21 protein-coding genes are annotated in these 18,211 nt (G+C 36.9%); 12 read left to right on the forward strand and 9 right to left on the reverse strand.

What is annotated here, in order from left to right:
- Nucleotides 1-128: 128 nt before the first annotated feature.
- The 3 genes from ODR02_RS05725 to ODR02_RS05735 all read left to right on the forward strand — a co-directional run bounded on the left by ODR02_RS05725 (nucleotide 129) and on the right by ODR02_RS05735 (nucleotide 2,587).
- Nucleotides 129-725: a porin family protein gene (locus tag ODR02_RS05725; RefSeq protein WP_309511821.1), complete on the forward strand. Its 597-nt coding sequence runs from the start codon at nucleotides 129-131 to the stop codon at nucleotides 723-725.
- Between the two features lie 76 nt (nucleotides 726-801).
- Entirely contained in the window at nucleotides 802-1,863 is a 1,062-nt protein-coding gene (locus ODR02_RS05730; protein ID WP_209786448.1) for a sensor histidine kinase, read from the forward strand.
- The gene (locus tag ODR02_RS05735; RefSeq protein ID WP_209786449.1) at nucleotides 1,853-2,587 is read left to right on the forward strand and encodes a LytR/AlgR family response regulator transcription factor; all 735 of its coding nucleotides are present in this window, start codon (nucleotides 1,853-1,855) and stop codon (nucleotides 2,585-2,587) included. The genes ODR02_RS05730 and ODR02_RS05735 overlap by 11 nt, the downstream gene beginning before the upstream one ends.
- Nucleotides 2,588-2,645: 58 nt before the next feature.
- Here the strand turns inward: ODR02_RS05735 and ODR02_RS05740 are convergent, their stop codons facing one another.
- From ODR02_RS05740 to ODR02_RS05760, 5 genes are all read right to left on the reverse strand, one after another.
- A complete protein-coding gene (locus ODR02_RS05740; protein WP_309511822.1) occupies nucleotides 2,646-3,554 on the reverse strand; it encodes a DUF6268 family outer membrane beta-barrel protein in 909 nt (302 codons plus the stop codon).
- 98 nt (nucleotides 3,555-3,652) lie between these two features.
- Nucleotides 3,653-4,873, reverse strand: coding sequence for a multidrug effflux MFS transporter (locus tag ODR02_RS05745; RefSeq protein ID WP_309511823.1), 1,221 nt, complete (start codon nucleotides 4,871-4,873; stop codon nucleotides 3,653-3,655).
- 169 nt (nucleotides 4,874-5,042) lie between these two features.
- The gene (locus ODR02_RS05750) at nucleotides 5,043-5,861 is read right to left on the reverse strand and encodes a helix-turn-helix domain-containing protein (protein WP_209786452.1); all 819 of its coding nucleotides are present in this window, start codon (nucleotides 5,859-5,861) and stop codon (nucleotides 5,043-5,045) included.
- A 273-nt stretch (nucleotides 5,862-6,134) separates the two neighbouring features.
- A complete protein-coding gene (gene thiL / locus ODR02_RS05755; RefSeq protein ID WP_209786453.1) occupies nucleotides 6,135-7,187 on the reverse strand; it encodes a thiamine-phosphate kinase in 1,053 nt (350 codons plus the stop codon).
- Between the two features lie 95 nt (nucleotides 7,188-7,282).
- Complete coding sequence (locus ODR02_RS05760; RefSeq protein ID WP_209789236.1) at nucleotides 7,283-7,777, reverse strand: acyl-CoA thioesterase; 495 nt, start codon at nucleotides 7,775-7,777, stop codon at nucleotides 7,283-7,285.
- Between the two features lie 114 nt (nucleotides 7,778-7,891).
- Here ODR02_RS05760 and ODR02_RS05765 point away from each other — a divergent pair, with 114 nt between their 5' ends.
- From ODR02_RS05765 to ODR02_RS05785, 5 genes are read left to right on the forward strand one after another with little or no spacing between them, the layout of a single operon-like run.
- Nucleotides 7,892-9,094 (forward strand): NAD(P)/FAD-dependent oxidoreductase, encoded by a 1,203-nt coding sequence (locus ODR02_RS05765; protein WP_309511824.1) that lies wholly within the window; start codon nucleotides 7,892-7,894, stop codon nucleotides 9,092-9,094.
- Nucleotides 9,095-9,125: 31 nt separating this feature from the next.
- Complete coding sequence (locus ODR02_RS05770; RefSeq protein WP_209786455.1) at nucleotides 9,126-10,427, forward strand: alpha/beta fold hydrolase; 1,302 nt, start codon at nucleotides 9,126-9,128, stop codon at nucleotides 10,425-10,427.
- Between the two features lie 22 nt (nucleotides 10,428-10,449).
- Nucleotides 10,450-10,863: a hypothetical protein gene (locus ODR02_RS05775; protein ID WP_209786456.1), complete on the forward strand. Its 414-nt coding sequence runs from the start codon at nucleotides 10,450-10,452 to the stop codon at nucleotides 10,861-10,863.
- 5 nt (nucleotides 10,864-10,868) lie between these two features.
- Nucleotides 10,869-11,507: a DUF2306 domain-containing protein gene (locus ODR02_RS05780; RefSeq protein ID WP_309511825.1), complete on the forward strand. Its 639-nt coding sequence runs from the start codon at nucleotides 10,869-10,871 to the stop codon at nucleotides 11,505-11,507.
- Entirely contained in the window at nucleotides 11,504-12,424 is a 921-nt protein-coding gene (locus tag ODR02_RS05785) for a YARHG domain-containing protein (protein ID WP_209786458.1), read from the forward strand. Before ODR02_RS05780 ends, ODR02_RS05785 begins: the two co-directional genes overlap by 4 nt.
- Nucleotides 12,425-12,448: 24 nt before the next feature.
- Here ODR02_RS05785 and ODR02_RS05790 read toward each other — a convergent pair whose 3' ends face one another.
- The 3 genes from ODR02_RS05790 to ODR02_RS05800 all read right to left on the reverse strand — a co-directional run bounded on the left by ODR02_RS05790 (nucleotide 12,449) and on the right by ODR02_RS05800 (nucleotide 14,073).
- A complete protein-coding gene (locus tag ODR02_RS05790; RefSeq protein WP_209786459.1) occupies nucleotides 12,449-12,850 on the reverse strand; it encodes a ribosomal maturation YjgA family protein in 402 nt (133 codons plus the stop codon).
- Nucleotides 12,851-12,920: 70 nt separating this feature from the next.
- Nucleotides 12,921-13,574 carry a thioredoxin family protein gene (locus tag ODR02_RS05795; RefSeq protein WP_209786460.1) on the reverse strand — a complete coding sequence of 218 codons (654 nt, stop codon included), beginning with the start codon at nucleotides 13,572-13,574 and terminating at the stop codon, nucleotides 12,921-12,923.
- 10 nt (nucleotides 13,575-13,584) lie between these two features.
- A complete protein-coding gene (locus tag ODR02_RS05800; RefSeq protein WP_209786461.1) occupies nucleotides 13,585-14,073 on the reverse strand; it encodes a TlpA family protein disulfide reductase in 489 nt (162 codons plus the stop codon).
- Between the two features lie 149 nt (nucleotides 14,074-14,222).
- On the opposite strand from ODR02_RS05800, the gene ODR02_RS05805 reads away from it, so the two are divergent.
- From ODR02_RS05805 to ODR02_RS05815, 3 genes are all read left to right on the forward strand, one after another.
- Nucleotides 14,223-14,378 carry a bacteriocin gene (locus ODR02_RS05805; RefSeq protein WP_123864437.1) on the forward strand — a complete coding sequence of 52 codons (156 nt, stop codon included), beginning with the start codon at nucleotides 14,223-14,225 and terminating at the stop codon, nucleotides 14,376-14,378.
- A 163-nt stretch (nucleotides 14,379-14,541) separates the two neighbouring features.
- Nucleotides 14,542-14,709: a bacteriocin gene (locus tag ODR02_RS05810; RefSeq protein ID WP_209786462.1), complete on the forward strand. Its 168-nt coding sequence runs from the start codon at nucleotides 14,542-14,544 to the stop codon at nucleotides 14,707-14,709.
- Between the two features lie 29 nt (nucleotides 14,710-14,738).
- Nucleotides 14,739-14,897: a hypothetical protein gene (locus ODR02_RS05815; protein WP_209786463.1), complete on the forward strand. Its 159-nt coding sequence runs from the start codon at nucleotides 14,739-14,741 to the stop codon at nucleotides 14,895-14,897.
- Nucleotides 14,898-14,933: 36 nt separating this feature from the next.
- Here ODR02_RS05815 and mutS read toward each other — a convergent pair whose 3' ends face one another.
- Entirely contained in the window at nucleotides 14,934-17,528 is a 2,595-nt protein-coding gene (mutS, locus tag ODR02_RS05820; RefSeq protein ID WP_209786464.1) for a DNA mismatch repair protein MutS, read from the reverse strand.
- Between the two features lie 126 nt (nucleotides 17,529-17,654).
- Here mutS and ODR02_RS05825 point away from each other — a divergent pair, with 126 nt between their 5' ends.
- Nucleotides 17,655-18,185 (forward strand): GNAT family N-acetyltransferase, encoded by a 531-nt coding sequence (locus ODR02_RS05825; RefSeq protein WP_209786465.1) that lies wholly within the window; start codon nucleotides 17,655-17,657, stop codon nucleotides 18,183-18,185.
- The last annotated feature ends 26 nt before the right edge of the window (nucleotides 18,186-18,211 follow it).

Raw genomic sequence — 18,211 nt, forward strand, 5'->3', positions numbered from 1 at the left:
CTTCCGGTTTTATTTTTTTCATCAGGAAGCAGATTTTTGTCAAAGCATCTCTGCCATTCATCAAATAAAATTTCATCCCCTACTTCATAATTGTTGTTTTGCAACAAATTATTAACAACAATTAATTTATGAAGCAGCAATTTTTAGCGCTGAGCTCCCTGTTATTTTGCATCTCCTGCACTATAGAAACTAAAGCACAGCAAACCCCAGCTTTTCACATCGGAGTAAAGGGCGGAGCAAATTTCACCAAAACATCCACGGAATCTTCTTCTTTAGAAGGGAAATACGGATTCGGTTATCAGGCAGGAGTAATGACGAGAATGGACCTCGGAAAACTATATGTACAGGGAGAGGCTCTTTTCAACAAAAGAAAAACAACCTACGAATCCCAAGACGGAAGCTCTTCAAAACTTTCATGGAACGCTATTGATATTCCTGTAGTAGTAGGATATAAGTTGATTAAAACTGATGATTTTAATGTAAGGATATTTGCTGGAGGCGTATACAGCTATGCCTTCAACAATAAAATATCTACTTCCCAGGCTCTGCTGGAAGGCTTTAAAAAGTTTGACAAGTCCAATATTGGAGTTACGGGAGGCCTGGGATTAGATTATAAGAATTTCACAGTAGATTTGAGGTATGAGACCAGTCTTTCAAGCATCAGTAAAGAATTTAAGTCCAAACCCCACAGTTTTTCCCTGGGAATAGGTTATTTCTTATTCTAAAAACTTAAATTATCTTTACCATTAGAAACTGTTTTCCCTGCAGTTTCTAATTTTTTTATAACCTATTTCCAATTCCATGACAAAATCTTTTATTGTAAAAGAATACATATTTACTTTTATTTTCTGGCTTGTTTTAGCCATTGTATTGTGGTTTAATTTCCAGAGTACAACAGAATCTTACCTTGCAATGACTCAGGCTGCGATTATTGCGGCATTCTCGTTTACATTTACTCATTTTTTAACCAATAAGTTTCTTCCGAAGGCTCTTCGTGAAAAGAAAATGAAACTGTTTCTGGTGCAGCTGGTATTGGTGATTTTCATGCTTAGTCTGGTTTTCTCCATTATATTCACCTATCTTGAAGTGGAGCCCAAAGAACAACTCCCGGAAAACTTCAGAGATCATTTACCTTTTTTGTGGAAAGGCTTTTATATGTCTCTGCCTGCCTCATTTCTGATCAACGGAGCAGCGTGTGGTGTAAAATTTTACAATGAACATGGAAGAATAGAGCGTGATCATATTCTCCTTCAGCAGGCTCATCTGGAAAACCAGCTCAAACTTCTTCAGGATCAGATCAATCCGCATGTGGTGTTTAATATCCTGAATCATATTCATATCCTGATGAAAACGGATACCCAGCTTGCCGATTTTTTACTGATGAAATTTTCGGATATTCTCCGGTACCAGCTGTATCATTGCAATCAGCCACTGGTTCCTTTGGATAAAGAAATTGAGTATCTCCAAAACCTTGTTGAGGTAGAAAAACTGAGGTGGGGAAATGAACTGGATGTAAAAGCCCAATGGCAGATCAACAACAGAAAAGCTTTTATTGCCCCCTTACTTTTGGTGCCTTTTATAGAAAATGCATTTAAATATGTTTGCAGGCTTCCGGGGCATAAAGGTTATGTGAAAATCTCCTGTAAAGAAAAGAATAACAGTCTGTATTTTTATGTTGAAAATTCCTGTTCGGATATGACAACCTATAAAAAGAAAGACGGAACGGGAGGAATTGGTCTTCAAAATGTAAAAAAACGTCTAAAATTACAATATCCGGGCTCCCATGACCTGAATATCGAATCTACTAGCCACATCTTTAAAATAACATTAATACTAACATTATCTGACAGTTATGAGCTATAATATTCCCAAAATGAAATGTCTGATTATAGATGATGAGCCACTGGCAAGATTTCATCTCAAAGAACTTGCTGATCAGATTGATTTTTTATCGGTGGAAGGAACCTGTGCTACAGCGCTGGAAGCTGATACCAAAGTAAAGGAAACAGAAATAGACCTCCTCTTCCTGGATATCAATATGCCTTACCTCACTGGCCTGGAATTTTTGGAACAGCTTGAAAATCCTCCTTTATGCATTCTTACTACAGCGTATTCTGAATATGCGCTGGAAGGCTTCCGTCTGCAGGTAGTGGATTATCTTTTAAAACCCATTGCTTTCAACCGTTTTTATCAGGCGGTAAATAAGGCACAGCAGCAGTTTATCATCAGTGAAAAGCTGAAAAAAAATACTTCTCTAGATGATCCTTTTCTGTATGTGAGGCAGTCTGATAGTTTCATTAAGGTTTCGTGGGTAGATATTCTGTACATTGAGAGTATGCAGAATTATACCAAGCTTCATTTTAAAGATAAATCACTGATTATTCATCAGACCATGAAGGCTATTGAAGAATCTCTTCCCTCAGACCATTTTTTCAGGATTCATAAATCCTACCTCATCAATATTACCCATATTGACATGATTTCAGGAGGACGTCTTTTCATTAATAAAATTGAACTTCCTATATCCCGTACCCGAAAGGAAGAATTACTTAACCAGGTGGTTTATAAGAAATTAATAAGTAAATAGCTGGAAGAGAGAAGCTGGAAGCAGGGAGTTATGAAATTCCCCGCCTCCGGCATTTTTTTTATGGAAGATTCCAGCGTAGTGATACTGCAGCGTAAAATGTGCTTGAAAATCTCGGATCAGCTATTTTTTTGTCTCTGAAAATGCTGCTGATTTTCCGGTCATTTTCACTAAAGCTTCTCAATATCGCTGTTCCTCCCGTAAGACGTACAGTGAGCTTGTCACTGATTTTTAATTCCGGTCTGAGTCCTGCGGTGATCTGCTGGTAACCTAATAACATTGATTTTCCGTTTATACTTCTCTCTGCGGTCATTCCATTCAGTTCTACAACAGCTTTTAAAGCAAATTTATCGGAGAAAAGATATCCGGCTTCCATTCCTTCCGGGAAGTTAATCTTGAATTTAATCTTTCCGTTGGTTTTCCAGTCGAAATAGATCCATGGTAAAATCATAGGGACACCAAAAGCAGTGGTAAGCACCGGTCCGGCTCCTAACGAAAGGTTAGGATTAAAATGCCTGATAAATAAAATTCCACCCTGTCCCAGCACATCATCGAAATCTATTTTTTCAAGGTCTGTATATACTCCTACAGATGCCGTCATCATCATACTCCATTTTTTACCCAAAGGTCTCATATGCTGTATTCCGACCTGTGCGTTCAGCATCTGATCCGGAAATAATGCAGTTTCGTAATTTTTGTGGGCCATCTTTGCATAAGATCCGCTTAGCAGCATAGACCATGCTCTTACTTTTCCATCCTTATCTTTTTTTACAGATAACGGAATGCTGAGGTTCAGATCTACTCTCTTAAAATCACTTTTAGAATTGGTTTTTGTGCTGTCTTCCGGACGGATATAGCTGGAAGCAGGAATGTATTCGGTTTTAAGCTCTGCGGAGATGCCGGACTGTGCATTCACCCAATATCCCAATGGCAATATACAGCATAGAGTTGTCGAAAGGGTTCTTTTCATATTTTAAATTTTATGCAAAGAGAACCCTTTAACTATTTTTTACAAAAATTACTTGATTAAGTGTCTGGATTGTATGACAACAGGATCAAATAAGGGGATTAATTTTCGGATTGGGCAACTATTGGAATAGTCACTTTTTGAGTCTTAAAAATACGATACCCGAACCACACTGCAATCAATGCCATTGCGGAACGTGTTACCACCATCGGAATGATAGAATCGGCCTCTAAAAACCCTATTAATCCTGATATTAAAAAGGTAACCATCAGCTGCATAAAACCCAATAATGCTGCCGCTGTTCCTCTTCCCTCTTTAAATGGAGATAAAGCATGAGCAGAAGTGATGGGAAACAGAATACCAATAGCTAATAATGACAGATACAACATTGCAATTTCCAGGGCCACAGAAAGGTTTTCTGCCGCAATGAGAATATGAAGGGAACAGACTACCAACAATACAATAGTAGCAGAAAATAAAAGGCTTGAATTGCTTATTCTTTTGATCAGCTTAGGCGTAATATAAGCTGCTGTTATCAATGCCAATGAATTAAAAGCGAATATAAAACTAAATGTACTGCTTGAAAAACCGTGTATCTCCATAAATAGAAACGGCGCATTTGAAATGTAAATAATCAAGGATGCAAAAGCAATGCTTCCTACCATGGTACTGTTGATAAAATCTCTGTTTGAAATGATCATTTTCAACTGCTCTTTTAATCCCTTTTCATTCAACATTTCATCATCAGAAAGATGAATTCTGGTATTGGTTTCCGGCACATATTTGTACACCATGAAGAAAGTAATCAGCCCCATGATACATAAAAAGGCAAAGGAACTGTTCCAGCCCCAGAATTTAAGGAATACACTTCCCAATAACGGGGCTATAATCGGTGCAATTCCACTGATCTGCGACTGTTGTGAAAAGATAGTGACTGCTTTATTTTTATCATAGAGATCAATGATGATGGCTCTTCCGATCACAATCCCTGCGCTGCCTCCGAATGCCTGCAGAAAACGCATGGCCCATAACACATAAATATCGGATGTAAAATAAATGGCTGTTGCTCCTATAATAAAAAGCAAAAGTCCGCAGTATAACATCGGTTTTCGTCCTTTTTTATCAGATAAAGGTCCCCATAGCAGCTGTCCGAAAGCAAATCCGGCAAAGAAAACAGAAATGGATACCTGAATATGCCCGATATCGGTATTAAAAATCTTCGCCATACTTGGAAAAGCAGGAAGATAAAGATCTATACTTAGTGATTCTAACGTGTTGAGTAGTGCAAGAATAAACACTACAATATTCAAATTCTTCTTCATAAATAACAATAAGCCTTCGCAGGCGTTTTTTTCAGCTGCAAAATTGCTGTAAAAAGTATCGTTTTTCAATAAAAGAACTGAAGGAAGAACAGCACAAACTGAGGATTGCACTATGCATCAACGCCTGAATTATTTATTTACAATAAAAAATAAAGGAACATTCTGAGGATTAACCTTTTCTATCCCTGAACCCATCAGGATTCTGCCGGGTATGTTTTTTAAAAAAACGGGAAAAGTAAGAAGCATCACCAAAACCTAATTTAAAAGCAATTTCTTTTACCGTTAAAGCTCCAAAACTAAGCTCTCTTTTGGCTTCCAGAATAAGTCTTTGGGCAATCATTTTTTTCACTGTTGTTCCCCGGGAAATCCGGACAATATCATTAAGGTGATGGGCGCTTATTTTGAGCTGTTCAGCATAAAAATCAGTGTTTTTCTGAGTGATATAATGTTCTTCTATCAGTGCTACCAGTTGCTGAATCCTCGGTTTATCATCTTCCGATGTATTCTGCATCGTAATCTGATCCGTAATAATGAGACAGAAAGCTCTCAGATAGGCTTTTAAAATTTCAACACGCCCGGATCCAAGATACTCCTTTTTGATCATTGAAATCAGCATATTTCCGGTTTCACTGCTTTCTTCATCCAAAAAGAAAGGTCTGGCTCCGTTGGCCAGAACCACTTCAGTATCGCAGGCTTCTTTGAAAATTTCTTTGCTGATAGCCAAGACAGATCCTTTTTCCTTGCGGAGTTTCATATTAAAAACCTGTCCGGGAACAATAATACAGATCTGGTTGTTTTTCACAGGATAACTCTCAAAATCCAACTCAAGACTGCTGTCTGTATGAACTTCTTTAAACCAGATAATTTCAAAAAAATTATGCCGATGAATATCCTCGAAGTTTTCCGGATGTCCATTTTCTAAGGTGTTGACCTGAAATTCTTCAGACACCAGATTATGAACAGGAATATTTTTTTCAGATGAATTCATTGCTAATGTATTTGATCAAATAAAGCAAAAACCGCAGCAAAAAGTACTACGGTTTTCTTACAATATTTAAAATTAAATATAATTTTTCGGTTTTGGTATGTTATTTAACTAAAAACAAGATAATAAATTACACTCCAGACTGTTACAAAAAACAAGACAAAAACGAAAGACTCTTTCAGATTCTGATTTCTTTTTTTTATGTAGTGCTTGTACAGGGTAACTATTATAAATGTTATAATTACTAAACATGGTAATACGGTAAAAGTATACATCTTATTGGTTTAAAAAAGCATCCCATCCCTGAGCCGTAAGAGCCACGAGCTGGTTTGAACCTCTTGCTACCATAAAGTTTCCTTCTTCTTTTTCTACTGCATGTCCTATAATGGTAAAATCCGGGTGATTTTTAATTTTATCAAAGTCACCTGACGAAATGGTGAAAAGTAATTCATAATCTTCACCACCGCTTAAAGCAGTCATCACCGGATTCAAGTTCATTTCATCCGCGGTAGAGATGGTAAGACTGTCCATAGGAACTTTTTCCTCGTATAATCTGAACCCTACATTTGACTGATCTGAAAGGTGAAGGATTTCGGAAGCTAGACCGTCAGAAATATCAATCATAGAAGTTGGTTTAATATCCAGTTCTTCCAGAATCGTTTTAACGTCTGTTCTTGCTTCAGGCTTCAGCTGTCTTTCCAGAATATAGTCGTAACCTTCCATTTCCGGCTGCATATTAGGATCTGCAAGGTAAACGGCATGTTCTCTTTCCAGAATCTGTAAGCCCATGTATGCTCCGCCCAAATCTCCTGTTACGACAAGAAGATCGTTCGGTTTTGCCCCGCTTCTCTTTACAATATTTTCTTCATTTTCAATTCCTACTGCTGTAATGCTCATTACCAATCCGGAATTGGAACTTGTAGTATCTCCTCCGATCAGATCAACTTTGTATCTTGTACAAGCAGCCTGAATTCCGGCATAGATTTCTTCTAAAGCTTCTACCGGAAAACGGTTGGATACCGCAAGAGAAACCAATATCTGTGTAGGAGTTGCATTCATAGCAGCAATATCGCTAAGGTTTACCACCACAGCTTTATATCCTAAATGCTTTAAAGGAACATATCCTAAGTTGAAATGTACACCTTCTGCCAGCACATCTGTTGTAAGAACTACTTTTTTGTTATCAGGATTAATAACCGCTGCATCATCTCCTACTCCAAGCTCCGAAGATTCATTGGATAGCGGAAAATGCTCTGTCAGATGTTTAATAAGACCGAATTCTCCTAATTTTGAAATGGGCGTCAGCTCCTGTGATTTATCTTCAAACATAATTTTTTTGTATTAATGTCCAATGTAAAAAGTATGAATGATTTAAAACTGCTTCTCAAACTCTAAACCTTGAACCTTGAATTTTAAACTTTGAATTATTTAATCAATTCTGCCGGGTCAATATTATGTGGATGGAAAGGGAATTTTTTGAAATCTTCTTTCGATAGCACAATGGTCTCCGGGCTTTTATATTTATTCATTGCTTCCACTACATCATCCGGCGGAGTGGTCATTTTTCTAAGCATCATATCAATCCATACTCCTGTAGCTTCTGCAGTAGCACAGTGCATTCCGTCAGGTGTATAGAACTTGTGTACAAAACGGTAGATAGAAGAATCTTCTGCACATCCGTCTATTTCCACACTTACGATTACGATCTGATCTGCATAGATTTCTTTGAAGAAAGAATATCTTTCATGCAGGATTACCGGGCCGATTCCCCATCTGCTCAGTTGGGTAACTCCCATTTTCTCTTTAGTCATGAAAGCCATTCTAGCTTGTGCACAATATTGTACATATGATGAATTGGCTAAGTGCTTATTGGCATCAAGATCGCTCCATCTTACTTCAAATTTATGGTAGAAAATCATATGAAAATCGTTTTGGGTCTCATTAAAATTATAATCTTCAAAAATACTCAAATAAGATGGTTTATAAAAATTGTACTTTTGAAAAAATAATCTTCCGCATAGGATTACACATACATGAAACAGATCATTATTATCGGAGGCGGTGCTGCAGGCTTTTTCTGTGCATCTAATCTTGACGAAAAGAAATATACAATTACGATTTTAGAACAGAATTCGGATGTCCTTCAGAAAGTTAAAATTTCCGGAGGCGGGCGCTGTAATGTAACCCACGCCTGTTTTGACCCAAGAGAACTGGTTCAGTTTTATCCCCGTGGAAACAAGGAATTGCTAAGTGTCTTTACTAAATTTCAGCCTGGCGACACAATGGAATGGTTTGACCAGCGTAATGTTCCGCTGAAAATTGAGAACGATAACAGAACTTTCCCTGAAAGTAATTCTTCCCAGACCATTATCAATACTTTTCTGAATGAAACACAAAAGAAAAATGTATCGGTAAAAACAAAATGTACGGTAAAAGAGATTGAAAAACTGGATGAAAAGTATATTGTAAAAACCAATTCAGGGGATTTTGAAGCAGATTATATTGTATATGCTACAGGAAGTTCTCCAAAATCGTTGAAAATCATAGAAACGCTGGGGCATAAAATTATAGATCTTGTTCCTTCTCTTTTTACATTTAATATTAAAGATGAATTGCTGAAAGATCTTCCGGGAACAAGTTTTGAAAATGCCGGAATTTCAATTCCAAAGCTGAAAACTGAAGAGAGCGGACCTTTGCTTATTACGCACTGGGGACTTTCAGGACCTGCAGTTCTGAAAATTTCTGCTTGGGAAGCCATAAGTCTGGCAAAACTTAAATATAACTTTGAAATTGAGGTCAATTTTATTTCCATAGAAATAGATGAAGCGGAAGAAATCTTCCATAATTTCAAACAAAGCAATCCTAAAAAAACTATTGGACAATCAAAGATCTTCGATATTACCAACCGGTTCTGGCAGAAGATTTTAGAGATTTCAAAAGTTGATCTTAATAAACAGGTGGCTAATATTTCCGGAAAGGAAATGCAGAAAATCCTTGAAAATCTTTGCAGGAAGAAGTTTCAGGTGACCGGAAAATCAACTTTTAAAGATGAGTTTGTGACAGCCGGAGGTGTTGATTTAAAGGAAATTAACTTCAAAAACATGTCTTCAAAACTGCTTCCTAATTTTTATATTGCCGGTGAAGTTCTTAATATAGATGCCGTAACCGGAGGATTCAACTTCCAGGCTTGCTGGAGTGAAGGATGGCTGATTGCTCAGGATCTCAACAGCTTATAAAAAAACATTATTTTTACTAAAAACTATACCCATGAAAAAAAATTTCGGTTTCATTCTTCTATTCTTCCTCTTTTTAGGATATAGTCAGGAAAAAACAATTGTTTCCGACTGGACTTCCTTCACGCAAGCTGTCAATATAGAGAATAAACAAAATTGGAACTTCCGTATAACGGCAAAAATCAGAAAAGAGAATGAGGATAATGGTTCCAATTGTGGATTATGGTGCAGAATAGATAATAAAGATCACACGGTAGGCTTTTTTGAAAACCAATATTATGGAATTCAAGTAACCAATGAGTGGAAAACGTATGAAATAAAAGGGACGATCAATGCTTCTGCACAAACTATGAATATCGGAGCTTTTGCCCAAAACAATGGCGATTTTTATTTTGACGATTTTAAGCTGGAAATCAATGATGGAAAGTCAAAAAAATGGATTGAAGTTCCGCTGGAAAACTCAGGTTTTGAAAAAGAGATTACCTCTTCCAATGGTTGGTTTGAAGGAATCCATTCCCAGAAAATAAAGCACGTAAAGCATTTTACCATTGGAAATTCGGATTACAAACCATTCAGTGGCAGCAAATCTTTGTTGATTAAAGGTCAGGGCATTATCGGAACAATGCCTGATGGGAAATTTATGGATGTTAATGGCATCAAACTATATTATGAAGTCTATGGAGAAGGAGAGCCTGTACTTATGCTTCATGGTAATGGCCAATCCATCAGCGCCTTTATGAACCAAAAAGATACGTTTGCTAAAAAATATAAGGTGATCATTGTAGATTGTCGCGAACGTGGAAGGTCTACTTATGACAAAACAAAAGAACTTACCTTTGATATTCAGACAGAGGATCTTAAGCAGTTTTTAGAGAAACTGAATATCAAAAAAACAAAAATTCTGGGCTGGAGTGACGGAGGAATTCTCGCACTGTCTATGGCCATGAAATATCCGGAGATGGTAGACAAAATAGCATGCTCAGGAGCCAATATTTTTCCTGAAGGAGTCAAAGATAATGATTTAAAATCCATGAAAGAAATGCTTGCCAGCCTTACCAAAGAGAATAAAGACCATAAAAATGATATCCTTATTGATCTTTTGAATCTGGACTTGAAGTATCCCCAATGGAAGTATGAAGACCTGAGTAAAATTCAGTGCCCATCATTGATCATTGCGGGTGATAAAGATCTTATAAAAACAGAACATACAGTAAAAATCGCAGAATCTATCCCAAAAGGACAATTAGCGATTATTCCTAATGCAAATCATTATGTTCCTGAAGAAAAACCGGAACTGTTCAATGAATTAGTGATTGATTTCTTTGAAAATAAATAACCAGAATACGATAATATTAATCATGAAAAAAATAGTAGCATTCATTTTATTTTTGGGGTTTGGGCTTGTTTTCTCACAAGCGCAGGAAACCAAAACGCTACCCACAGAAGATCATTCCAGAGATAAGTTTATTCCTGAACAAAGTAAGCAGGCAGAATATCCCGGCGGGCTTTCAGCATTTATGCGTGAGGTATCTCAAAAAATAAATACAAACCGAATAAAAGGAGCTAAAGGAAGAACAAGGTCACAAGCAAAGTTTTCTGTCAATGCCAAAGGTTATATTGAAACGATTATCGTAACCGGAGATAATGAATCCCTTAATCATGAAGTAGAAAGAGTGATGAAGTCTATGAAAACCCAATGGAAACCCGGAGAATATAAGGGGAATACCGTAATGATTTGGTTTAATCTTCCTTTCATTATTAATTTTGAATAATCAGAATGTTATCTGCCAAAAGAAATATTTCTTTTTTCTTTAAAATCCTTCTCATCATAGGATTCGGATATTTCTTTTGGCTGATGCTGAAAATCACCTTAGAATATATTCCTTTTAATCCTGAAGTCAGTTTTCTGATGATCAAACAGACGGAAGTGATGGAAAGACCGGAATATCTTGCATTTTTCTACACTCATGTGTATACAAGTATTTTTGTGCTTCTCTCAGGATTTCTGGCTATTCTCAGAAGGGATTTCGGAGTAAAAAACTTCCACCGGAATATGGGGAAAGTGTATATTTTTCTCATTCTGATTTTGGCGGCTCCTTCAGGAATTTATATGGGACTCTTTGCCAACGGAGGCTTTTTATCCAAGATTTCATTTGTTATTTTAGGCTTTTTATGGTGGTTTTCAACGTTTAGAGCCTATCAGTTGGCAAGACAAAAAAAGTTCAAAGAACACAAGCAATGGATGTGGCGGAGCTTTGCTTTTACATTATCTGCTATTACCCTGAGAATGTGGAAAGTAATTATTGTATATTTATTTCATCCCAATCCCATGGATGTCTATCAGATCATTGCATGGCTGGGCTGGATTCCCAACATCCTTATTATTGATTATTTAATCACAAAAAAACTTATATGAAAATTGTAAATTATACCTTGATTTCCTTACTGGCAGTTTCTCTGGCAAGCTGTAAGAAAGAGGGAAAAACCACTGAATCAGGAAAAGATTCTCTGACCGCCAAGAAGGACTCTGCAGTAGTTCCTGAAGTACACAAAGAATATTACGGGATTTACACGGGTGAATTTGCCGGAATGGAAAAAGTTGTTGACCCAACAGACGGCTCAGAATATGATGTCAGTAACTACAAAAGAATTTCTTTAAAGATCAACAGAATCACCAAAGACAGCGTTTATGGACAAAGTATTGTGAATGGTAATCAGCGTCCGTTTAAAGGTGTTTTCAATGAAGCTACAACATCTTTTGTGCTGGATGAACCCGGCAATGATAAAACAGATGGAAGGTTTGAGGTAAAACTGAAGGGAGACAGCTTAACCGGAAAGTGGAACGCTTTTGATAAAACTTCCGTAAAAGCTCCTTTAAAAACACTGAAACTGATTAAAAAAGAGTTTGTTTACAATCCCAACTTTATGCTGGATAAGGATTCTGATCTGGTAGACTGGTCAAATTCTAAAGAGTTTACCGAAAAGTATACGGATGAGGAAACCGGGAAAACAGAAAGCTATAAAACCACTAAAAACCGCTTCGCTTCTGAAGCCATCTTCAAACTGAATGCATCCAAGCAGAAACTCACGGAAAAAGATCTTAAAAACTTAAGAAAACTGGATCTTGAGATCATCAAGAACTCTGTATTTGCAAGACACGGCTACTCTTTCAAAAAAGAAACCTACAGAAATTTCTTTGAACAAACAGATTGGTATATCCCGGTTGCAAGCAATGTAGATCATGATCTTTCCCCTCTGGAAAAAGAAAATGTGGCTTTACTGAACCGCTTTACCAAATATGCGGAGGATAAATATGACAGTTTTGGAAGATAGGTAATAGGTAGTAGGTTGCAGGGATTAGGAGCTAGGGGTAGATGTTAAGTTTTCACTTTTTGTCATTCTTACGATAAAATAGAGAATAAGACAGCCTACAGCGTAACACAGATTATCAATCCAGGAAAAAGAATTTCCGATAACAATATACATCAGGCTTCCAGGACGGAAGCCTAGTTTTTCTGCAATATTGAAATACTGGGCAAATTCTACCAGAAATGAAAAAATCAGAATTCCCAGAATCAGTTTCTGATCATTTATTTTCACAAAGCTTTTCACGAAAGTAAAAAGGAGCATCACCACAATAACATCTCCAAGATAAGCTCTTATAAAGAAAATATCACTGAGTTTGGTGGCAATTAACACCTCCACAAGAAAAATAAATACGGTCAGAAGAAGATACTTCAGGCTGAATTGGAATTTCATTTCAAATTAAGTTTAAGGCATAAAAAATCGGTATTCCAGGAATACCGACCTTATATATGTGGCAAATATATTATTTCTTTACTTTAATGGTACACCCAATGGCAACAGTTTTAGTCATTTTTACCGGTTCTCCTTTTATCAGAGCATTTACAGCATCCTGAGCATAATATTCGGATACATCATTCGGGTTATCATAATTATTGTCGATAGCACCAATGTATTTTACAATATTCTTTCCGTTCTCTTTTTTCAGTACAAAAACATGTGGCGTTTTTGTAGCACCGTATTGCGGATAGATTTTCTGTCCTTCATCTACCAGATAAGGAAAAGTAAATCCTTTCTGCTTTGCTCTTTCAATCATCTGCTGATAACCGTCTTCCGGCTGTACATTTGGATCATTCGGATTGATCGCAATTACGGGATATCCCTGATCCTTGTACTTTTTATCCAGCTCAACAATTCTGTCTTCATATTTCTTGGCGTAGGGACAATGGTTGCAGGTAAACACCACAATAAATCCTTTGGCGTTTTTAAAATCGCTCAGGGAAACCATCTTTCCATCAATATTTTTAAGCTTAAAATCTGCAGCTTCATCCCCTACTTCATAGCCTTTTCCAGAAATGGTATGGTTCTGATTTTTGTTTTTATCGTGATCTGTCGTTGTAAAGCTCAGTAATCCCAGCCCAACGATGAATGCTGTCATTAAAATTTTCAGGTTTTTCATAGTAGATTATTTATTGTAGGTTTTCTTTAATTGTTTTTTCAAGGTCTTCCTTGCTCATTTCCCCATCATTAAAATGGAATTTAGCTCCGTTTTTATAGAACACGGTCACCGGAATATTCCCATCCCAGTCTTTTTCAAATCTAGGAATCCAGGTATTCATTCTTTTGATATCATCCAGAAGGAGTACCTCAGCCGTAAGGTTTTTATTTTTAATGAATTTCAAGACTCTTTCCTTATCAGCCAGCCTGTCCAGTGAAACCAAAATCATTTTAAACTTCTGGTTATCTGCATATTTAGAATTGATTTCCATAAAATAAGGAAGTTCTTTTACACAAGGACCACAGGTGGTTGACCAGAAATTAACAACCAGCAATTTATCTTTTTCCTGCTGAATCCGCTTCTCCAGTTCTTCATATTTTATCACAGAAACTTCAGTCTGTTGTGCTTTAAAAACCGTACAGAAGATGAATACTGTAACGACCATGATTAAATTCTTCATATTCAAAATTAACAAATGCATTCTTTCTCAATGAAAATCAACCTGTTAAAATTTGTTAATAATTTCATTCATCTCATAAAATTTCTTCACCAACCATTGAATTAATAAAAATAAAATGTAAATTAGCTCAGAATCAAAACTAAATTATCATGAAAAAATCAAACATTCAGAAAAGAAAACTGACAAAAAATGAGTTAAAGCAAATCAATGGAGGAAGAGGAACACTTTGCCCGGGAACTTGTTTTTGCAATATTGATGGTGAAATGACTATAGGTGCATGTGACACCAAGGGAAGATGCTGTTAATCTATTACAGCTTTTTATATAATATACATGAAGATTGAGGCAACCCCTCAATCTTTTTTTATGAAATAATTTTTCACCAATAAAAAAGTTAACAATTTGAATGACAATACTTTGAACGTAACAAAATAACTTGTAAATTAGCTTTTACCAAATTCAAATTATTATGAAAAATTCAAAAAATCAAAAAAGAAAGCTTAGTAAGAATGAGCTAAAAGAGATCAGCGGAGGTGCTAACAGACCCATCTGCCCAAGAGTAATAAGCTGTACAGATCCTCATACGGGAGAAGAACAATACGGAGTTCCGGGTATGCAGGACGGATTTTGCTGTTAACTAAGTTTATCCTAATTAAACAAGGGAAGATGACAAATTCAATCACTCAAAAAAGAAGACTTTCCAAAGCAGAGCTAAAGGAAGTCAACGGAGGCGCAGGTGCCTGTGCAGAAGGACTATGTAAATTAAGAGGAGTAAACCACTTTCTGATCATTGGTCCACGAGGGAAAGACGGCTATTGCTGCTAATTAAGCTTTCACTTTATTTACAAAAAAATGATTGGATTACCCTCCAATCATTTTTTTTATGGCATTCAGCTTCATTAAAGCTTCAATGGGTGTCAAAGTATTGATATCTATTTTGGTAAGCTCCTCACGGATATTCTCCAGAACAGGGTCATCAAGCTGGAAGAAAGAAAGCTGCATGTTTTCTTCTGTCACCCGTTTAACGCTCTCGGAAGTATTCCCGCTTCCCTGCGTTCTGCTTGCTTCAAGGGTTTTCAGAATTTCATTCGCTCTGTTTACCACTTTAGCAGGCATACCGGCCAGCTTTGCCACATGGATACCGAAACTGTGCTCACTTCCTCCCGGAACAAGCTTTCTCAGGAAAATGATGTTTCCTTTATTTTCCTGAATGGAAACGTGAAAGTTTTTTACCCTTTCAAAGTTAATGGTCATTTCGTTCAACTCATGATAATGGGTGGCAAATAAAGTTTTCGCCTGCGTTGGATGCTGATGAAGATATTCGGCAATGGCCCATGCAATAGAAACCCCATCATAAGTAGAGGTTCCACGCCCGATTTCATCCAATAAAATCAGACTTCGTTCTGAAATATTATTCAAGATATTGGCTGCTTCATTCATTTCTACCATGAAAGTAGATTCTCCGGCAGAAATATTATCTGTAGCGCCTACCCTTGTAAAGATTTTATCCAGCAATCCGATTTCAGCATGTTTTGCAGGGACAAAACTTCCAATCTGAGCCAAGAGACACACAATAGCTGTCTGGCGTAGAATTGCCGATTTACCGGCCATGTTCGGTCCTGTTACCATGATAATCTGCTGGGAATCTTTATCCAGGAAGATATCATTCGGGATATATTTTTCTCCTAACGGAAGTGCATTCTCAATGATTGGGTGTCTGGCTTCTTTTAAATCGATTACATAGCCGTCATTCAAAACAGGCTTTGTATAACTCTCAGAAACAGCAAGTTCAGATAATCCGGCAGCCACATCAAGCTGGGCAATTATATGGGAATTTCCTTGAATCTGATCAATATAAACCATTGTTTCCGCACATACATTTCTGTATAGCGAAGTTTCCAGAACTCCTATTTTTTCTTCGGCACCAAGAATCTGGTTTTCGTATTCCTTTAATTCTTCGGTAATATATCTTTCAGCATTCACAAGGGTCTGCTTTCTTACCCAATCGTCCGGAACTTTATCTTTATGTGTATTTCGAACTTCAATATAGTATCCGAAAACATTGTTAAAATCAATTTTTAGGCTGGTAATACCCGTTCTTTCAATCTCTCTCTGGCACATATCATCCAGAAATCCGCGGCCTTTGCTTTGTAAATTTCTTAATGTGTCCAACTCTTCAGAAACACCTTCTTTAATGACATTTCCTTTGGCAATATTTACCGGAAGCTCTTCATTAAGGTAATTTTGCAGGAATTTAATAAGCTCTTCCAGATCAAATAAAGGTTCTAACCACGCCACCACATCGGCATGAGGATGCAATAAAGCTTTGATTGTATGGATATTAACCAAACTTTGTCGCAGATATCCCAATTCTTTAGGAGAAATTTTCTCTGCAGCGAGTTTTCCCATTAATCGGTCAAGATCGGAAATTGATTTCAGAAGCTGGCAGATATCGTATTTAAGAGGATCATTTTCGTTTAAAAAATCAATCAGAGAAAGCCTTCTCATGATCTCGTCCACTGATTTTAAAGGAAGTATAATTCTTCTTCTCAACAATCTTCCTCCCATCGGAGTAGACGTTTTATCAATGATATCCAGTAATGATTTTCCCTGTGGATTACTTGGATAAACAATTTCCAGGTTTCTCAGGGTAAAATTATCCATCATAAGATACTCTTCCTGAGGAATGATCTGCAGTTTTGTAATATGGGCAAGCAGGTTATGATGAGTATCTTCTACCAGATACGCGAAAATAGCACCTGCCGCTGTAATGGCTAATGGAAGATTTTCTACACCAAATCCTTTTAAAGAACTGGTTTTAAAGTGATTGGTTAACTTTTCATAGGCAAAATTGTATTGGAAAGCCCAGTCTTCAAGCTTAAAAGCATTTTTATTTTTTATCTGCTCCGGAATCTGTGTACTTCTCTGGAAAATAATCTCACTCGGATCAAAAGTATTGATAATATGCAAAAGCTTTTCCAGGTTTCCTTCACTTACCAGAAACTCTCCTGTGGAGATATCTACCAGGGCAATTCCATATTTCTCTTTTTCTTTATGTAAAGAAAGCAGGAAATTATTCTTTTTAGAATTTAAAACCTGATCATTGAAAGTAACCCCGGGAGTAACCAACTCAGTTACTCCTCTTTTTACAATCCCTTTTACCATTTTAGGATCCTCCAGCTGATCACAGATTGCCACTCTCATTCCTGCTCTTACCAGTTTTGGAAGATAAGAATCTACAGAGTGATGCGGAAATCCGGCCAGCTCTATATGCCCATCGCCATTGGCTCTTTTGGTAAGGACAATTCCCAGAATCTGAGAAGTTCTGACGGCATCCTGCCCAAAAGTTTCATAAAAATCCCCAACCCTGAATAATAATAGCGCATCAGGATATTTACCCTTGATGGTATTGTACTGCGTCATTAACGGAGTTTCTTTCTTCGCTGCTTTTGCCATAGTAAAAAATGAGCCCCAAATTTAAAAAAATAAATTCAGGGTAAGAGAATTGTTTAGCGGTTAATCTTCCCTACTTTTCTTTATCAGTAATTAATCGTACTTTTCACCCATCAAATCACATTATTTATGGAATTTCCTGTCTTAGAGACTGAAAGACTTATTTTACGTCAGCTTACTTTTAATGATACCCAGGATCTGTTTGAGTATTTTTCTCTGGATGAAGTGATGGAATATTACGATCTGGAAACTTTCAAAACAGAAGATGATTCCCTGCGCATTATTCAGCATTTTAACGGTGATTTCGAAAAGGGAAAAGGGTTTAGATGGGCTTTGGAGCTGAAATCCAATGGAAAAGTTATTGGTACCTGCGGCTATCATAACTGGTACAGGGAACACTTTAGAGCGGAAATTGGTTATGAGCTCAATCCTAAATTCTGGCAGCAGTCTTATATGAAAGAAGCTATTCTCCCTATCCTGACTTTTGGATTTGAAACCATGAGACTTCACCGGGTAGATGCTTTCATTGACCCTTCCAATATTTCTTCTGAGAAACTTTTAACGTCAATCAATTTCAGTAAAGAAGGAACCTTGAAAGATTATTTTTTTGAAAAAGGAAAATTCGTAGACGCAACAATCTTTGGTCTGATTAATAAATAAGCGGGAAGCACGAAGCTGGGAGAGGG

The organism is Chryseobacterium sp. CFS2 (assembly GCF_036543225.1).
GTDB classification, from domain to species: Bacteria; Bacteroidota; Bacteroidia; order Flavobacteriales; family Weeksellaceae; genus Chryseobacterium; species Chryseobacterium culicis_A.

Excerpts from the sequence above, each read along its gene's own strand:
- ODR02_RS05725 (WP_309511821.1), top strand. The coding sequence starts at position 129 with ATGAAGCAGCAATTTTTAGCGCTGAGCTCCCTGTTATTTTGCATCTCC.
- ODR02_RS05730 (WP_209786448.1), top strand. The coding sequence starts at position 802 with ATGACAAAATCTTTTATTGTAAAAGAATACATATTTACTTTTATTTTC.
- ODR02_RS05735 (WP_209786449.1), top strand. The coding sequence starts at position 1,853 with ATGAGCTATAATATTCCCAAAATGAAATGTCTGATTATAGATGATGAG.
- ODR02_RS05740 (WP_309511822.1), bottom strand. The coding sequence starts at position 3,554 with ATGAAAAGAACCCTTTCGACAACTCTATGCTGTATATTGCCATTGGGA.
- ODR02_RS05745 (WP_309511823.1), bottom strand. The coding sequence starts at position 4,873 with ATGAAGAAGAATTTGAATATTGTAGTGTTTATTCTTGCACTACTCAAC.
- ODR02_RS05750 (WP_209786452.1), bottom strand. The coding sequence starts at position 5,861 with ATGAATTCATCTGAAAAAAATATTCCTGTTCATAATCTGGTGTCTGAA.
- thiL (WP_209786453.1), bottom strand. The coding sequence starts at position 7,187 with ATGTTTGAAGATAAATCACAGGAGCTGACGCCCATTTCAAAATTAGGA.
- ODR02_RS05760 (WP_209789236.1), bottom strand. The coding sequence starts at position 7,777 with ATGATTTTCTACCATAAATTTGAAGTAAGATGGAGCGATCTTGATGCC.
- ODR02_RS05765 (WP_309511824.1), top strand. The coding sequence starts at position 7,892 with ATGAAACAGATCATTATTATCGGAGGCGGTGCTGCAGGCTTTTTCTGT.
- ODR02_RS05770 (WP_209786455.1), top strand. The coding sequence starts at position 9,126 with ATGAAAAAAAATTTCGGTTTCATTCTTCTATTCTTCCTCTTTTTAGGA.
- ODR02_RS05775 (WP_209786456.1), top strand. The coding sequence starts at position 10,450 with ATGAAAAAAATAGTAGCATTCATTTTATTTTTGGGGTTTGGGCTTGTT.
- ODR02_RS05780 (WP_309511825.1), top strand. The coding sequence starts at position 10,869 with ATGTTATCTGCCAAAAGAAATATTTCTTTTTTCTTTAAAATCCTTCTC.
- ODR02_RS05785 (WP_209786458.1), top strand. The coding sequence starts at position 11,504 with ATGAAAATTGTAAATTATACCTTGATTTCCTTACTGGCAGTTTCTCTG.
- ODR02_RS05790 (WP_209786459.1), bottom strand. The coding sequence starts at position 12,850 with ATGAAATTCCAATTCAGCCTGAAGTATCTTCTTCTGACCGTATTTATT.
- ODR02_RS05795 (WP_209786460.1), bottom strand. The coding sequence starts at position 13,574 with ATGAAAAACCTGAAAATTTTAATGACAGCATTCATCGTTGGGCTGGGA.
- ODR02_RS05800 (WP_209786461.1), bottom strand. The coding sequence starts at position 14,073 with ATGAAGAATTTAATCATGGTCGTTACAGTATTCATCTTCTGTACGGTT.
- ODR02_RS05805 (WP_123864437.1), top strand. The coding sequence starts at position 14,223 with ATGAAAAAATCAAACATTCAGAAAAGAAAACTGACAAAAAATGAGTTA.
- ODR02_RS05810 (WP_209786462.1), top strand. The coding sequence starts at position 14,542 with ATGAAAAATTCAAAAAATCAAAAAAGAAAGCTTAGTAAGAATGAGCTA.
- ODR02_RS05815 (WP_209786463.1), top strand. The coding sequence starts at position 14,739 with ATGACAAATTCAATCACTCAAAAAAGAAGACTTTCCAAAGCAGAGCTA.
- mutS (WP_209786464.1), bottom strand. The coding sequence starts at position 17,528 with ATGGCAAAAGCAGCGAAGAAAGAAACTCCGTTAATGACGCAGTACAAT.
- ODR02_RS05825 (WP_209786465.1), top strand. The coding sequence starts at position 17,655 with ATGGAATTTCCTGTCTTAGAGACTGAAAGACTTATTTTACGTCAGCTT.